This is a genomic window from Rhizobium sp. CF122 (assembly GCF_000282035.1).
GTDB lineage: Bacteria > Pseudomonadota > Alphaproteobacteria > Rhizobiales > Rhizobiaceae > Rhizobium.
Genome location: NZ_AKKA01000073.1, coordinates 77,192 through 92,868 on the forward strand (window position 1 = coordinate 77,192; position 15,677 = coordinate 92,868).

The window sequence follows — 15,677 nt, forward strand, 5'->3', positions numbered from 1 at the left end:
TAGAAATGGCAGCAAAGGAAAATCTCCGGCCGGGTGGCCGCAGTGCCAGGGTGCAGGCTTCGGTGCATCAGGCGGTCCGCGAATTGCTTTCGGGCATGGAGCGCGCGGACGTCACGATCCCGCTGATTGCCGCAAAGGCCGGCGTCACCCCATCGACGATCTACCGTCGCTGGGGCGACCTGCAGGAATTACTGGCTGACGTGGCGGTCGAACGCCTGCGCCCCGATATGCAGCCGATCGACACCGGCAGCGGCAGGGGAGACCTCGAGGCCTGGGCGGAACAATATGCCGAAGAAATGTCCTCCGACGTCGGACGCGAGATGATCCGCGACGTGTTGGCCGCGCAAGACAATGCCAACGCCTGCAAGTGCTGCGCCTTCACGCGAGAACAGATGGAACTGCTGAGCGAGCGGGCGCTTGCACGCGGCGAAAGCTTTCCGCCGGTCGACGCCGTGATGGATCAGGTCGTTGCGCCGATTATCTACCGCATTCTGTTCGGCGACGTGCCGAGCGCAGAACGGGTGCGCAGCCTCGTGACCGACATGATGACGAAGGACATGGACGTCACTCCGCCGCCGTACGCTTCTGAGCGGAAATCTGCGTGATATAGGCCCTCAGCGCTGCCGGGCGCACGGGCTTGTGCTGGATGCCGATACCGTGCCGCTCGGCTTCGGCACGAACCTCGGGTGTGCGGTCTGCCGTCACGATGAGGGCCGGAATGAACGCCGTGAACCGTTCCCGGAGCGTGACGATGGCCGAAATCCCGGTGCCGTCGCCAAGGTGATAATCGGCGATAATCACATCGGGCGGTGCTTGGCGCGTATCAAGCGCGCGGACCGCCCGTAGCGAGTCCAGGCATCGAACCTCGCAGCCCCAGCCGCTGATCAGGAGCTGCATGCCTTCCAGAATATGCGGCTCGTTGTCGACGCACAGGACCTTCAGTCCCTTGAGGCTCTGCGCCGAATGCTCCATCGGTTGGGCAGCGCCGACGCGCTCGGCAAGCCGCGAGGCATCACGCGGCATGACGATCCGGAAATCCGTGCCCTTGCCGTGTGTTGACTGCAGTTCCACCGGATGGTTGAGGACGCGCGCGATACGATCGACAATCGAGAGGCCGAGCCCCAAGCCGGAGGCCGTTTTGGCGCCTTCGTCGAGCCGGGCGAATTCCTTGAAGACGGTCCGGAACTTCGACGGCGGAATGCCGATCCCAGAATCCATGACCTGGATGACGACCTGACTTCCGCGCCGGCGCGCGCCGACCAGCACCTTGCCGTCGATCGTGTATTTGATCGCGTTGGAGACGAGGTTCTGCACCAGGCGGCGAAGCAGGTTGGGGTCGGAGCGAACCCGCAGCGAGGTGGGCATCACCACCAGCTTCAGCTTCTTCTCGCGGGCGATCGGCGCGAAGTCGGTCTGGATTCGCTCCAGCAGATCGGAAAGCGGCACGGAGGCGAGGCGCGGCCGCATCGCTCCGGTGTCAAGGCGCGAAATGTCAAGCACGGCGCCAAGGATGGTCTCGACCGATTCCAGCGCGGAATCGATGTTGCGAACGATCGCACTGCTTTCGGATTGGCCCATGCGCTCGACCAGCGCCGAGGAATAGAGCCGGGCGGCATTGAGCGGCTGCAGGATGTCGTGGCCGGCGGCGGCGAAGAAGCGGGTCTTCCCGAGGCTGGCTTCATCCGCCGCGGCCCGCGCCTCGCCGAGTTCGTGGTTGACGCGGGTGAGCTCTGCCGTGCGTTCGGCGACGCGCTGTTCCAGGGTTTCGTTCGCCTGCTTCAGGGCCCGGTCGGCGGCGACCCGCTGGCTGATGTCGGTGAAGGTTGCGACGATGCCCTTATCCGGCATGGCATTGGAGCGGACTTCGATGATGCGCTCGCCGCCGCCAAGCACCAGTGCGAACGGCTTGTCCAGCGTCAGGAAGTGGCGAACGGTCTGGTTGACCTCGCCGGCCGGAACATCGCCGCGCTGGCTGAGGATTGCCACGATGTCGGCAAGCGGGAAACCCACTTGTCCGGCATTCTCCGGCAGGTCGAGCAACTGCCGGAAACGCCGGTTCCAGATCGTCAGGTTGTTCGAGCTGTCGAAGACCGCGATGCCCTGGTCCATCTGCGACAGTGCGGTCTGCAGCATGTCTTGGTTATATTGCAGCGCCTCGCTTGCCTGGTCGAGCAGCCAGGCGGTATCGGCGGAGGCGTCTTCCACCTTCTGAAGGATCAGCGACAGCACGAGTCGGGCCGACGAGGAGCCGATGGCGCTGCCGAGCAGCTGTTCGGTAAAGTGAATGAGCGCCATGTCGGCCGGCTGGTCATCCTCAAGATCGCGGCCCGAATTTTGCTGGTAGGTCTGGAACGACCGCTTCATGCGCTCCTCGCCAAGATAGCGCGAGACCGTTGCCTTCAGATCGCCGACGCTGATGCGGGTCTTCCAGCCGCGCGTCGCAAACTGCGTACGGGACTGCCGCTTGACGAAGATTCCGGCCTGGATGCGTTCGAGCGGTCGCGCATTGCGGGTCACCGAACCGATGACGAAGAAGGCCGTATTGACGAGCAGGCTCATCACCGTGGCGTTGACCAGCGGATCAGCAGCGTTACCCGTGAAGATCGTCGTGCCGGGAAAGATGAAGCCGAGCACCGCGCTTGCAACGCCCGAATAGTCCGGTCCGCCAAGCGAGGGCAGGAACAGCAGGTAGACCCAGATCACGAAGCCCGATGTCAGCCCGAGGATGGCGCCACGCGCGTTGGCCCGCCGCCAGACAAGGCCGCCGAAAAGGGCCGGCGCCATCTGCGCAATTGCGGCGAAGGAAAGGAGGCCGATCGAAGCTAGTCCCGTTGTGCTGTCGGTCGAGCGGTAATAGGCGTAGCCGAGCAGCAGCACCGCGAAGATCGCGCTGCGCCTGACGTTGAGCAGCGTCTTGGCGAAATCGTTGCGCTGTCCTGTACGGTCGGTCAGCTTTCGGTGCAGGAAGATCGGCATGATGATGTCGTTCGACACCATGATTGACAGCGCGACCGACGCGACGATCACCATCGCCGTCGCGGCTGAAAAGCCGCCGATGAACGTGATCAGCGAGACGACCGGCATCTGCCCGGCAAGCGGCAGCGAGAGCATGTAGAGGTCTGCGTTGCCGTTGCCGCCGAACGTCAGCAGGCCACCGATCGCCACTGGCAGCACGAAGAGATTGATGGCGACGAGATAAAGCGGGAACAGCAAGCCGGCGAGTCGAAGCTCACGCGCCGTTCTATTCTCGACAACCGTGACGTGGAATTGCCTTGGTAGCATGATGATGGCGAAGGCCGACAGCAGAATCAGCGTGACCCAGCGGCTGATCGGCGTCTGGTAGTGTAGCGCTGCGAGCACGAGCTGGTTCTCGGCCGCCTTCTCCCAGAGATCGGAGGGCCCATCGAACAGGAACCAGATGACGCAGACGCCGGCTGTGAGGAAGGCGAAAAGCTTGACGACGGACTCCATGGCGATGGCGAGGATCAATCCGTCCTGGTGCTCCGTCGCATCCGTGTGGCGTGTGCCGAACATGATCGCGAAGCAGGCGAGTACGAGCGTTACGAGCAGCGGCAGGTCAAGAAAATAGAGATTGCCGCTGCCGATGCCGTAATCCGACGGGTTGAGCATCGCCGTTACCGTACTCGATACCGATTTAAGCTGCAGCGCGATGTAGGGAATGGCGCCGACGAGCGAAATCAGTGCCACGATGGTCGCGACGGTCGGGTTCTTGCCATAGCGCGCGGAAATGAAGTCGGCGACCGATGTCAGCTTCTCGGCCTTGGCAAGCTCGATGATCCGTCGCAGCAGCGGCATGCCGAGCGTGAAGACGAGGATTGGCCCGATATAAATGCCAAGGAATTCTAGTCCGCGCTGCGATGCCAACCCGACGCCGCCGAAATAGGTCCAGGACGTGCAGTAGATCGCAAGACTGAATGCATAGACGACCGGTCGCCCGCCTGGTGGCGTGCCGAACATCCGGCGCCTGCGATCGCCATGGCTCGCCACTGCAAAGAGCAACAGCAGATAGCCGAAAGCAGATGCGACTATGACCCAGCCTGGCAGCATTGAACCTCCACCAGCGCATCGGCGCCGGTCTCCTGAAGTTCCAAGATTAGGGTAATTTCAAAGCTTTGAACATCGGGTGGGCCCTAGGCCTTAAGTCAAAGACCGCTGAGGGCGGTGATAAATTGTAATTGGCAATTGAATAATTGCATCGAAGATGTAGCTAATGAAAACAATGACCTGTCAGTGCGACTGCATCAGAGGGAGACGGATCGAATGCTCAATGAGTTCAAAGCATTTATCGCCCGCGGCAATGTCATGGACCTTGCTGTCGGCGTTATCATCGGCGGTGCCTTTGGCGGCATCGTCAAGTCGCTGGTGGACGATGTCATCATGCCGATCGTCGGTGCCGTGTTTGGTGGGTTCGACTTCTCGAACTACTTCATCGGCCTGTCTTCCAATGTGAACGCACAGACCCTGGGCGCCGCGCGCCAGCAGGGTGCGGTTCTGGCCTATGGCAGCTTCATCACGGTGCTGATCAACTTTCTCATCCTTGCATGGATCATCTTCCTGATGGTCAAGGGCGTGAATACGCTGCAGAAGCAGGTGGACAAGCAGCTGAAGATCAAGGAGGCCAACGAAGAGGCGGCCGCACCGCCGGCCGATGTGGCGCTGCTGACGGAAATCCGCGACCTGCTGGCCAAGCGTCCCGCGTGAGTTTAAGAATTGGTCCTGCCGTTGCGGCGGGACCAATCATCACGAAAATCGATACCGCATCACCGATTGTCATGGGATTTGCCGCCGCGTTTGCTTTATGTAGGCGAAAACCGGAGTGATGCATGTCGATTGTCAGCAGCCTTAGCCCGCGTGCCGTTCTGGCGCCCGAAAGTGGAATCGTCGAAGTCGTCAATTATGCCCGTGGCCGCGATGGCCTTCTGCCGCTTTGGGTCGGCGAGGGAGATCTCTCGACGCCTGATTTCATCAACAAGGCGGCGATTGACGCGCTGTCAGGCGGTGAGACCTTCTACACCTATCAGCGCGGCATTCCGGAGCTGCGCCAGGCGCTGTCGGACTACTACGCCAGGCATTTCGACATCACCCTGCCTGTAGAGCATTTCTACGTCACCGGTTCCGGCATGCAGGCGATCCAGATTGCCGTGCAGGCTATGACGTCGCCTGGGGACGAACTCGTTTACCTGACGCCCGCCTGGCCGAACATTGCGGCCGCCTTGGAAATTGCCGGCGCCCGTTCGGTCGGCGTCCAACTGACTTTCGAGGGCGGCAGGTGGGCGGTCGATCTCGACCGTATCGCGGCTGCAATCACGCCGAAGACGAAGGGGCTGTTTATCAACACGCCGTCCAATCCGACTGGCTGGACCGCAACCAGGGACGACCTCGTGGCCATCCTGGCGCTGGCGCGCAAGCATGATCTCTGGATCATGGCCGACGAGATTTATGCGCGCTATTACTTTGCCGGCGGCCGCGCACCGTCCTTCCTCGATGTCATGGAGCCGGACGACAAGGTGATGTTCGTCAACTCCTTCTCGAAGAACTGGTCGATGACCGGCTGGCGTGTCGGCTGGATCGTTGCCCCGCCGCAAACCGGCCAGGTTCTCGAAAACCTCATCCAGTATTCGACCTCCGGCGTGGCGCAGTTCATGCAGCGAGGGGCGGTTGCCGCCCTGAACGATGGCGACGCATTCGTGCGGTCCAACATCGACAAGGCCAAGCGCTCCCGCGACATCCTTTGCGACGCGCTGATTGCCACGAACCGTGTCGAGACGCTGAAGCCGGACGGCGCGCTCTATGCATTTCTGAAGGTCGACGGGGTGAAAGACAGCCGCAAGGCAGCCATCGACATCGTCGACAAAACCGGCGTCGGATTGGCACCGGGAACGGCCTTCGGGCCGGGCGGCGAGCTCTTCCTGCGCGCCTGCTTCCTGCGCGATCCGGCGCAGATCCAGATGGCGGCCGACAGACTGTGCGATTACATCCTGAAGCTTTGATAGAATCTGCGGCTGGGTTGCCCGCGCCTACGCGGCAGCTCATGAGCCGCGGGCGGCCTCGTTTTACGAGGCTTTGTCGCGGCCTGCCGCGTTAAGCGCCTGCACGCTGGCAGCGGCGACCAAGCCGGTCAGGACGATGCCGGAAAGTCCGATCAGTAGGGCGAGCATCCGCGCTACGGTATGCTTGGGTGCAAGGTCGCCGTAGCCGATCGTGAGACCCGTGATGAAGGTGAAGTAAAAGGTTTCGCCGATCCGCCAACCCTCGATCTGTCCGATGACAATGCCGGATCCGACCATGATGACAAGGATTCCGGAGAAGATAGGCCAGAGTATGGAAACCTGCTGGAATAGCGTGGCAAAGAACAGTCGTCTCATTCGTTTTGCTTGGGACCTGGAGCTTACCGCCATGGCCATTTGCCTTCCGAGTCGTGCGATATGCTTGCCGTGCCTGCAAGCAAGTACGTCCAGCTGCACAGGGCTGCGTTATGGAAAGCGTGCCCGAGAAGGTTTTCAGTCACCAGGACCCCCGTCGCGGCAACGGACCGCCCCTGCCAAATCTCAAGCTCCTGCGGCGACGATTCCCATAGCCGTATCTGCGAAACGCCGTCCCAAAGCGAGCGGCCCTGGTTTTGCAGCACGCGGAGATCTCGCAGGAGTGTCCTGTCGGTGAGCCGGGTTACCGCGTCGACATCGTTCGCCGCTTCGAAGGCGACGATACCGCGCTCCGAGATTTCGGCCACATAAACGGTCATTTTCGGTCCTTTCGCGAGACTATCGGACGGCATGCGAAGACGGGCAGTGAACGACGACGCGCTCGTAAACCCGCTTGCTGAGGTGATTGCCGCTTTCGGAAGGCAGTGGCATCACGACGGATTCGTGGGAGGCAAGACAAACAACGTGAACGCGAAAATTGCATAAAGCGCCAGAGCCATGACGCCGGCATACCAGGCTCCACGGCCGCCATTGGACAAGAGGGTGGCGGCCAAGGTGGCGACGATCATCATCGTTACTGCGCCCCGCCAAAACTGCAAAGTCATGGGTTCCGGACCGATGAAATAGCTGACGAGCACCAATATCGGCGCGACAAACAAGGCAATTTGGGCCGCGCTGCCCAGCGCAATGCCGACACTGAGGTCCAGGCGATTTGCACGGGCAGCCGAAAACGCGGTGGTCATCTCGGCGGCTGCACCTACCAAGGCTACGACAATGAAACCTACAAATGCCGGCGTCATCCCGAGGTGCTCGGCGGCGGCCTGAACTGAACCGACGAATATCTCGCTGACCAGCGCAACTAGCAGCGTCACGATAACCAATAGCACGATGCTCAGGCCAAGCGGCCAGGGTTTTTCGTCTTCGCCCGCGTGGCTCACGCTTGCGAAAAGCTCGCGGTGTGTCCGCAACGAAAACAACATACCCAGCGCATAGACGGCAATGAGAAGGATTGCCAATCCAAGGCTCAGCTTTTGGGATACGTCGAGTGCGGGAGGCTGGTCCACCTCGCTGATCAGCGATGGGACCAGGATCGCAATCGTCGCAAGGAACAGGAGGCAGGCCTGAAAGCGGGCGTTGACCCTATTGAATTCCTGAACATGATGCTTGAGCCCCCCGAGTAGGAAGGCACCTCCCAGCATGAACAGGGTATTGGTGACGATCGCTCCGGCGAGCGACGCCTTGACCAACAGATATTGACCGGCCTGCAAGGCCGCGAGCGAGATCACCAGTTCGGTCAGGTTCCCGAGAGTAGCATTGAGTAAGCCGCCGACTGCGTCTCCGGTCCTGGCCGCAACCGCTTCGGTTGCGCGGCTCAGGAGTGCGGCCAAAGGTACGATCGCGACGACCGAAGCAAGGAACAACAGGGTGTGGCGATCGGGAAAAATCCGTTCCAGAAGAATGACGACAGGCACGAAAACGATCAGCCCGAGAACCGGTGCATGATGGATTTCGTCGATGATGGCCCGTCCCACCGAAGACGGCGCGATGGAAGGTCTTTCCCCAAGAGTGCCCATGTCTTTTCTCCGGAATCGGAGCGACGACCTGTGACGAAGGCTACCACCTTTTATAATTGTTGTCGCGGCAGTCCTGAACTTGCTGGTGCACGCTAATTCAGCTTTACGACGTCATCCGGCTTCGGGATTGTCAGATCAGTTTTGTCGAGCCAGTTGAGGTGCAGGTCTCTCAACCCGTATCCGCCGGCTCGCAGCGCGGGTCCGCCGCCCCGTCCGAGGCCAAGAACGAGACCAGTATCTTGGGGCGACGCGATTTCCTAGGGAAGAAGGTGCCATTCGCGTGTTGGGGTTCGTCTCCTTGCTCGGGCCTCCGAACCACGGTCGGATCATAGACGTGCCGGCTATACAGCTTGGGCATGTTTGGTGTAGCAATTCCCTTAGGGGTTTAGCTCGGGGGTGGGTCTTGGTCAGGAAGATAATTTCCCTCGTTCTGGGAACGGTTCTCGTAATCTCAGGGGTCTACGGCCTCCTGTACCTGCTGTTCTTCACCGTCAATCCCGTCAGAATCCTGTATTTCCTGATTCCCGGTGGATTGCTCGCCATTGGGATAGTGATCCTGTGGGAAGACCTTGCGGAATTGCTTCGACGGCGCTGAAGCTCCCCGAAATGGCACATCGATAAAATTCTAGCGGATGTAGAAATCGGCCTCTAACCACGCCATCAAACTTACCGGCGCGGATGCCCCCGAGGGCGCATTCGATAGGAGATTCTGAAAGGAAAAACGGCGTCAGATGCACCCGCGTGTATGAAAACGGGGATGCAGGACATGGCAATTTTGGTCACGGGCGGCGCGGGCTACATCGGCAGCCACATGGTCTGGACATTGCTGGATGCAGGCGAGGACGTCGTCGTCCTGGACAATCTTTCGACCGGCTTTCGCTGGGCGGTCTCTCCGCGCGCGCGCTTCTATCTCGGCGATGTGTCCGATACCCAGGTGTTGAAGACAATCTTCATCGAGAACGACATCGAAGCCATCATCCATTTTGCCGGTTCGGCGATCGTGCCCGTATCCGTTGCCGATCCACTTGCCTATTATGACAATAACTCCGGCAAGACGCGGGCGCTGTTGAGCGCCGCGATCACCGCCGGCATTCGCCATTTCGTCTTCTCCTCCACTGCCGCCGTCTACGGGCCGCAGAAGACATCCGAACCGGTGAAGGAAACCGCGCCTCTCAACCCGGAAAATCCCTACGGTCAGTCCAAGCTGATGACGGAATTCATGCTGCGGGACGCCGCGGCAGCCTACGATTTCGATTACGTCGCGCTGCGCTACTTCAATGTCGCCGGCGCCGATCCGCTCCGACGCAGCGGCCAATCCACGTCAGGAGCGACACACCTGATCAAGGTCGCTTGCGAGGCCGCGCTTGGCAAACGCGGCGGCGTTCATGTCTACGGCATCGACTATCCGACCCATGACGGCACCGGCGTGCGCGACTACATCCATGTCAGCGATCTCACGGAGGCTCACCTGAGTGCGCTGCAGCATTTGCGCCGTGGCAGCGGCTCGCTGGTCGCCAATTGCGGCTACGGCACCGGCTATTCGGTGCTCGACGTCCTCAACATGGTCACGCGCCTGCACGGGCACTCCTTCAAGGTACAGATTGCGCCGAGACGCCCGGGCGATGCCGCAAGCGTCGTCGCGGACTCCGGCCTTGCCCAGCGCGTTCTGGACTGGAAGCCGAAGCACGATTCGCTGGAGACGATCGTTCAAAGCGCGCTCGACTGGGAACAGTTTCTGCTCAACCGCAACGCCGACGACCTCCAGAGTCTCCACCGGGCGCTCGCCGCCGCGTCGTTCTGAGACCCAAAGCAATCCTTGACCTCCGCCGGCGGCCATCGACTATGCCGCCGAGTGCGGTAAGGTGACGTCACGCAGCAATGCCGGTTCGCTCCAAGCGAGGTTCCGGATTGCGGCGAAGCGATGTCTGTGGCAGCGAGGAGGTCAGCATGCGGGACGAGGTTCAGCACAGTGAGGTGATTGTCGAACGGCGCGCATCGGCCGGCATCATCCGCCTCAATCGGCCGCGTGCGCTAAACAGCCTTACACTCGACATGGTCCGCGCCTTTGCCGCTGCAATGGACGACTTCGCGGCGGACGCCAATATCGCCACCGTGATCGTATCGGGCGAAGGAGGGCGTGGCTTCTGCGCCGGTGGCGACATCCGCGCGCTGCACGAAAGCGGCAGCACGGGCGCCGATCTGGCCATGACCTTCTGGCGCGAAGAGTTTCGCCTGAACCACCGCATCGCGACCTTTCCGAAGCCCTATGTGGCGCTGATGGACGGCATCACCATGGGCGGCGGCGTCGGTCTGTCATCGCATGGCCGCCACCGCGTCGTGACCGAACGAACCAAGCTTGCCATGCCGGAAACCGGGATCGGCTATTTTCCGGATGTCGGGGCGACGTGGCTGCTGCCGCGCGCGCCGGGTGAGGCCGGCACCTGGATGGGGCTGACGGGACTGACCATCGACGCGGCTGATATCATCTATACCGGTCTGGCCGACCACCACGTCGCCTCCTTCCGGCTGCCTGACATCGTCGATACGCTGGCAGAGCTGCCGCGAAACGTGGGGCCGCGCGATGTCGAGGCGGTGTTGAAGAACCTCTCTAGCGATCCGGGAACGAGCGCCGTCAAAAGCAACAGAGACCTTATCGAGCGCAGCTTTCATTTCGGCACCGTCGAGGAAATCACCCATGCACTGCAAAAGGAGCCCGGCGACTTTGCAGCCGAAACGCTGCGGATCATCCAGACGCGCTCCCCGACCAGCCTGAAGCTTGCGCTTCGTCTCCTGCGCCAGGGCCGGCAAAGCAGGACCCTTGCCGAATGCCTGAACCGCGAACTCGGCGCCTGCCAGCAGATATTGAAAAGCCCGGATTTCTACGAGGGCATACGCGCCGCCATTATCGACAAGGATCGTAATCCACACTGGACGCCGGCGACACCAGAGGCGGTCGATCAGGCCGCCATCGATGCCTTCTTCCGGCCTCCGGAGCCGCCGCTCGCTCTCTAATACAAGCCTTAGCGCCACATGCCGCGCATGCGTGCACCAACATCGACACGTACCTGTCGCGCCTGATGCGACGCGCCGCCATCGGTTCTGGCCTGCGGCCAGCCGACCACCTCGAAGAACTGCAGCAGTGTCGCCGGGATGAAGCGGGTGCGCGACGCATAGACATGCCGGTCGCCCTGGGCGTTCTGGCCGTGCGTGAAGAAGCGCTGCGGCACGACAAGATCGAGATTGTCCTTGGCGCGGGTCATGGCGACGTAGAGCAGTCGCCGCTCCTCCTCGATCTCGGCGCGGGTTCCAACGGCGAGGTCGGATGGGATGCAGCCATCGACGACGTTCAGCATGAACACTCGCGTCCATTCCTGCCCCTTGGCGGAATGGATCGTGGAGAGGATTAGATAGTCGTCATCGAGCAGTGGCACGCCGGCCTGATCGCTGGTCGCATCCGGCGGGTCGAGCGTCAGTTCGGTCAGGAAGCGCTCGCGGGAAGGATAACCGCCGGCGATCTGCTCGAGTTGCAGAAGGTCGGCCTGGCGGGTCGAGGCATCCTCGTGTAGGCGTTCTAGATGCGGCGAATACCACTCGCGCACGAGGCCGATCTCCGCCGGCCAACCGGCCTTGCCTGTCTTCACCTCCTGCAGCATCGCAACGAAGGCCGTCCAATCCTCGCCGGAACGGGGCGGAGCCGGCAGTTCGGCAAGCACCTGAATCGGGCTCGCATTCGCTGCCATCTGGTCGACGACGCGCTGCGCGGTCGAAGGGCCGACGCCCGGAAGCAGTTGCATCAGCCTGAAGCCGGCGACGCGGTCGCGCGGATTCTGTGCGAAGCGCAGGGCGGCCAGCATGTCCTTCACATGCGCGCTGTCGAGGAACTTCAGCCCGCCGAATTTCACGAAAGGAATGTTGCGGCGGGTAAGCTCCACTTCGAGCGCGCCGCTATGATGGGAGGCGCGGAAAAGCACCGACTGCTGCTTGAGCTTCACGCCTTCTTCGCGATTCTCCAGCACCTTGTCCGCAACATATCGCGCTTGGTCGGCTTCGTCGCGCACGGTGACGAGCCTTGGACGTTGGGCCGACTGGCGCTCCGTCCAGAGGTTCTTGGTGAAGCGTTCCGAGGCAAGATCGATGACTGCGTTGGCCGCTGCGAGGATCGTCTGGGTCGAGCGGTAGTTACGATCGAGCGTGATGATATTGGCCGACGGGCTGAACGCCGAGGGGAAGTCGAGGATGTTGCGCACGGTGGCTGCGCGAAAGGAATAGATCGACTGCGCATCGTCGCCGACGACGGTCAGGCCTTGCCCGCCGGGCTTCAATGCGAGCAGGATCGATGCCTGCAGGCGGTTCGTATCCTGGTACTCGTCGACCAGTACATGATCGAAACGGCTGCCGATATCGTCCGCGATGATCGGCTCGCTGACCATCTGCGCCCAGTAGAGGAGCAGATCGTCATAATCGAGAATGTTCTGGTTCTGCTTGGCTTCGACATAGGCGCCGAAGAGCTCCCGCAACTGATTTTCCCAAGCCGAACACCAGGGAAAGGCGTCGCGCAGCACTAGGCTGAGCTCGCTTTCCGAATTGACCACGCGCGAATAGATCGCAAGGCAGGTGCCCTTCGTCGGAAATCGGCTCTCCATCTTCGAGAAACCCAGCTCGTGCCGGATGAGGTTCATAAGATCGGCGCTGTCTTCGCGATCGTGGATGGTGAAGGCGGGGTCGATGCCGATCTGCTCGGCATACTCACGCAGGAGCCGAGCCCCAATCCCGTGAAACGTCCCGCTCCAGGCAAGCGCATCCGCCATGATGCCGGAATTGCTGCCCAGCACCTGGGCGCAGATGCGCTCGACGCGGCGCGCCATCTCGGCGGCTGCACGCCGGGAAAACGTCATCAGCAGGATCCGGCGCGGATCGGCGCCCTTGACGATCAGGTGGGCAACGCGGTGCGCCAGCGTGTTCGTCTTTCCCGATCCGGCACCGGCCATGACGAGCAGCGGCCCGGCAACATGGGTGCCATCAGTGAGCGTGCCGTATTCGACGGCCGCGCGCTGCTGGGGATTGAGCTTTTCAAGATACATTCAGCCGTCCGGTTGCTTCGGCGGAGAATCGCACCGCGGAAATATTCGACGTTCCTTGAATGTTCTCGAAGGGCGCCGCTGTCAAGAACCGTTTCGTGAGGGGAAATCGGGCACGATAACACGTCGGGTCAGCTTCAGGGTGCGATCCGGCTGGAGGATATAGGTTTCCTTAACCCTGCTGCCGGTCGAGTCGTAGAAGGAATTGTAGATGACACTGCCGGGCGGCGATTTCGTCAGCTTCGTGCGCGGTTGTCCGCCATAGGTGATGCTGCCCGGGATCGGCTGTACCTCGGTCGAACTGTCCGTGGTGCAGCCCGATAGCATCGCGACCGATAGAATTGTCGGAAGCAGAACTTTCATCGTTGCAACCCCTACCCTAAACCGTTGGTATATATGGCCCTCTAAGTCGAGACGCCAAGTAGCGTGCGATGGCCTCTGCGAGATTCGTCAAAGTATAGCTTGATGCAGTGCAACTAAAACTCCCCTGTGGCGTTAGTCAGTAACTGGTTTCGCCACACGGAGGCGATCATGGTGCTTCGATTTCAGGCGACGGAAGATCACGGTGACGCCTGCGGGCAAGGCCACAGCGTCGCATCAACCCGCGCCTCGGTCGAAAGCGCCCTCAGCGCCGCCGATGACATTGATAGCAGCGAAATCGTCGTGTCGATCCTCGGACCTTACGTCGTTCTTGAGGGATTCGTCCGGCACAAAGGCCATGTCGAGCGGGCCGTTGAGATAGCTGAAGACGTCGTGGGGAAGGGCTATGTCCGCAGCCGGATGTTGCGACGTTAGCCGGGCTACCCAAATATAATACTTAAAACTCATCAGTTTTGGCGCACACATACAGCATGCAGCTGTGCACATGGAAGCGTTCACCTACCGCCATGTAAAATCATACAATTTAGCTAAATCGAAAATACGACGAGTTAACTGTGCGAAAGTAGTAGCGGCGGCACTGGAACTAAAAACGCTTTTCATTAGTTAATGCTTGTAATCAAAACACGGGAGAAGCGCATGCAAAGACTTCTTCGACTGGGAGTGCCGGCGTTCGCGCTGGCAATAGGGACCTTTATCACGCCAGCTTCGGCTTCGCTCGAGATCACGAGCGACTATTCCGCTCTGCCGCAGGATGAGATGGCGATGAACGAATATACTGGGCCGGTGTCCTGCACCGCGCCGACAACGCATTATGTTCCATCCTTCATTCGGTCTTTTGACGGCACCATTATCGGCGTCGGCTACCTCGAAGTGCAGAGTGACGGTCGCTGTTGATCGTCCCCGTTTCGTTTGGAATTCTATGAAATAGGGTAGCCAAGATCGCGCTCGCCCAGGCAGGGCCGATCAACTTTTCTGGTTGTGCGTTGTGCGTTGCAGCACATTGCGTTAGCTTCCGCGAAGCTGAGCCTCAACCAGAAGGATACCCGATGATCATTGAGAGCAAGCGGATCGGATGCCTCGACGGGCTGCGTGGTCTAGCCGCCCTTTGGGTGCTCGTGGGCCACAGCCTGCAACTGACAGGCTGGCACCTTCCGATCCTTTCGTCGCCGGATTTGGGCGTTGACCTCTTCATTATGCTGTCCGGCTTCCTGATGGTCTTTCACTATCAGCTGCGCGAGACAGCCAATCCCTGGGAGAAACCGTCCACCTGGTTCGGCTTCTGGATGAAGCGCTTCTTCCGCATCGCGCCGCTCTATTATGTGATGCTGTGCATCGCGCTGCTGTTGGGCCCGCAGCTCTATGAGAGCCGCATGGTCATTGACACCTTCCTCGCGCATGGTCCGCAGTTGCCTGAGCGCTATCTGGATGGCAGCCTGCGCAATCTCCTTATCCATGCAAGCTTTCTATTTGGGCTGCATCCGGCCTACGCGTTCCGCACGCCGTTGCCGGATTGGAGCCTTGGCCTGGAGATGCAGTTTTATGCGGCCTTTCCGATTGTGATGCTGCTTTTGCGGAAAACCAGATGGCTGCCGGGCGCCGCCGTCATTGCGCTTGCTGCCTTTTTCATCGCCAAGGCTATCCAGGCCGCGCATGTCGATTTTCCGATGCCGTCTTTCCTACCGCTGAAAATGCACGTCTTCCTGTGCGGTATGTTGATCGCCAACGGCTTGTTCGTGTCGCAGCGGCAAACCATCATGAATGGCTTGCTTGCTGTCATTCTGGTGATGCTTCCGATTGGCGGGGACATGACCTCGACGAAGGTCGCTATCCGCGTGCTTCTCGTGATCGGCTTCTTCGCGCTGGTGCACTACCATCTGTTGCCTGGTCTTATTGGAAGGCTCGGCGACCGCGTTTCGTCAGTCATGGGAAACCGCTTCTGCCATTGGCTGGGCGAGCTTTCGTTCGGTGTCTACCTGATCCATCTGCTGCTGCTGCAGCCGATTGCCGCATTCATGATTAGGCATTTCGGGGCTGAGATTTCGGCGCCGGTGCGCTTTGCGATCGTCGTGGCCGCCCTCCTGCCGCTGGCCTATGCACTGGCTTACCTCGGTTTCACTCGCATCGAAGGGCCGGGCCAGAAGCTCGGGCGCAAAGTGTTGGACAAGATCGGGAAAAGACGTCTGAAGCCGGCGTGAGACGGC

15 protein-coding genes are annotated in these 15,677 nt (G+C 60.7%); 9 read left to right on the forward strand and 6 right to left on the reverse strand.

Annotated features, from left to right (window positions below; translation table 11 throughout):
• The first annotated feature begins 5 nt into the window (after positions 1-5).
• A complete protein-coding gene (locus PMI09_RS16475; protein ID WP_007796393.1) occupies positions 6-605 on the forward strand; it encodes a TetR/AcrR family transcriptional regulator in 600 nt (199 codons plus the stop codon).
• Here the strand turns inward: PMI09_RS16475 and PMI09_RS16480 are convergent.
• Positions 565-4,068 carry a PAS domain-containing hybrid sensor histidine kinase/response regulator gene (locus PMI09_RS16480; RefSeq protein WP_007796396.1) on the reverse strand — a complete coding sequence of 1,168 codons (3,504 nt, stop codon included), beginning with the start codon at positions 4,066-4,068 and terminating at the stop codon, positions 565-567. The genes PMI09_RS16475 and PMI09_RS16480 overlap by 41 nt on opposite strands.
• Positions 4,069-4,281: 213 nt before the next feature.
• On the opposite strand from PMI09_RS16480, the gene mscL reads away from it, so the two are divergent.
• The gene (mscL, locus tag PMI09_RS16485; RefSeq protein WP_007796399.1) at positions 4,282-4,722 is read left to right on the forward strand and encodes a large conductance mechanosensitive channel protein MscL; all 441 of its coding nucleotides are present in this window, start codon (positions 4,282-4,284) and stop codon (positions 4,720-4,722) included.
• A gap of 122 nt (positions 4,723-4,844) precedes the next feature.
• Positions 4,845-6,011 (forward strand): pyridoxal phosphate-dependent aminotransferase, encoded by a 1,167-nt coding sequence (locus tag PMI09_RS16490; RefSeq protein ID WP_007796402.1) that lies wholly within the window; start codon positions 4,845-4,847, stop codon positions 6,009-6,011.
• 63 nt (positions 6,012-6,074) lie between these two features.
• Here the strand turns inward: PMI09_RS16490 and PMI09_RS16495 are convergent, their stop codons facing one another.
• The 3 genes from PMI09_RS16495 to cax form a co-directional block, all read right to left on the reverse strand.
• Positions 6,075-6,386: a potassium channel family protein gene (locus tag PMI09_RS16495; RefSeq protein ID WP_037083318.1), complete on the reverse strand. Its 312-nt coding sequence runs from the start codon at positions 6,384-6,386 to the stop codon at positions 6,075-6,077.
• A 23-nt stretch (positions 6,387-6,409) separates the two neighbouring features.
• Complete coding sequence (locus tag PMI09_RS31755) at positions 6,410-6,763, reverse strand: hypothetical protein (protein WP_007796409.1); 354 nt, start codon at positions 6,761-6,763, stop codon at positions 6,410-6,412.
• A 111-nt stretch (positions 6,764-6,874) separates the two neighbouring features.
• Positions 6,875-8,017: a calcium/proton exchanger gene (cax, locus tag PMI09_RS16505; RefSeq protein WP_007796411.1), complete on the reverse strand. Its 1,143-nt coding sequence runs from the start codon at positions 8,015-8,017 to the stop codon at positions 6,875-6,877.
• A gap of 403 nt (positions 8,018-8,420) precedes the next feature.
• On the opposite strand from cax, the gene PMI09_RS16510 reads away from it, so the two are divergent.
• The 3 genes from PMI09_RS16510 (at position 8,421) to PMI09_RS16520 (ending at position 11,029) form a co-directional block, all read left to right on the forward strand.
• A complete protein-coding gene (locus PMI09_RS16510; RefSeq protein WP_037083363.1) occupies positions 8,421-8,612 on the forward strand; it encodes a hypothetical protein in 192 nt (63 codons plus the stop codon).
• A gap of 171 nt (positions 8,613-8,783) precedes the next feature.
• A complete protein-coding gene (galE, locus tag PMI09_RS16515; protein WP_007796414.1) occupies positions 8,784-9,818 on the forward strand; it encodes a UDP-glucose 4-epimerase GalE in 1,035 nt (344 codons plus the stop codon).
• Positions 9,819-9,964: 146 nt separating this feature from the next.
• Positions 9,965-11,029 (forward strand): enoyl-CoA hydratase/isomerase family protein, encoded by a 1,065-nt coding sequence (locus PMI09_RS16520; RefSeq protein WP_007796427.1) that lies wholly within the window; start codon positions 9,965-9,967, stop codon positions 11,027-11,029.
• 8 nt (positions 11,030-11,037) lie between these two features.
• Here PMI09_RS16520 and PMI09_RS16525 read toward each other — a convergent pair whose 3' ends face one another.
• A complete protein-coding gene (locus tag PMI09_RS16525; RefSeq protein ID WP_007796430.1) occupies positions 11,038-13,098 on the reverse strand; it encodes an ATP-dependent helicase in 2,061 nt (686 codons plus the stop codon).
• 81 nt (positions 13,099-13,179) lie between these two features.
• Positions 13,180-13,458 (reverse strand): hypothetical protein, encoded by a 279-nt coding sequence (locus PMI09_RS16530; protein WP_007796432.1) that lies wholly within the window; start codon positions 13,456-13,458, stop codon positions 13,180-13,182.
• 168 nt (positions 13,459-13,626) lie between these two features.
• Between PMI09_RS16530 and PMI09_RS16535 the strand changes: the two genes are divergently transcribed.
• The 3 genes from PMI09_RS16535 to PMI09_RS16545 all read left to right on the forward strand — a co-directional run bounded on the left by PMI09_RS16535 (position 13,627) and on the right by PMI09_RS16545 (position 15,671).
• Entirely contained in the window at positions 13,627-13,890 is a 264-nt protein-coding gene (locus PMI09_RS16535; protein ID WP_007796435.1) for a BON domain-containing protein, read from the forward strand.
• 222 nt (positions 13,891-14,112) lie between these two features.
• Complete coding sequence (locus PMI09_RS16540; protein WP_007796438.1) at positions 14,113-14,370, forward strand: hypothetical protein; 258 nt, start codon at positions 14,113-14,115, stop codon at positions 14,368-14,370.
• 152 nt (positions 14,371-14,522) lie between these two features.
• Positions 14,523-15,671, forward strand: coding sequence for an acyltransferase family protein (locus tag PMI09_RS16545; protein ID WP_007796440.1), 1,149 nt, complete (start codon positions 14,523-14,525; stop codon positions 15,669-15,671).
• Positions 15,672-15,677 lie beyond the last annotated feature (6 nt).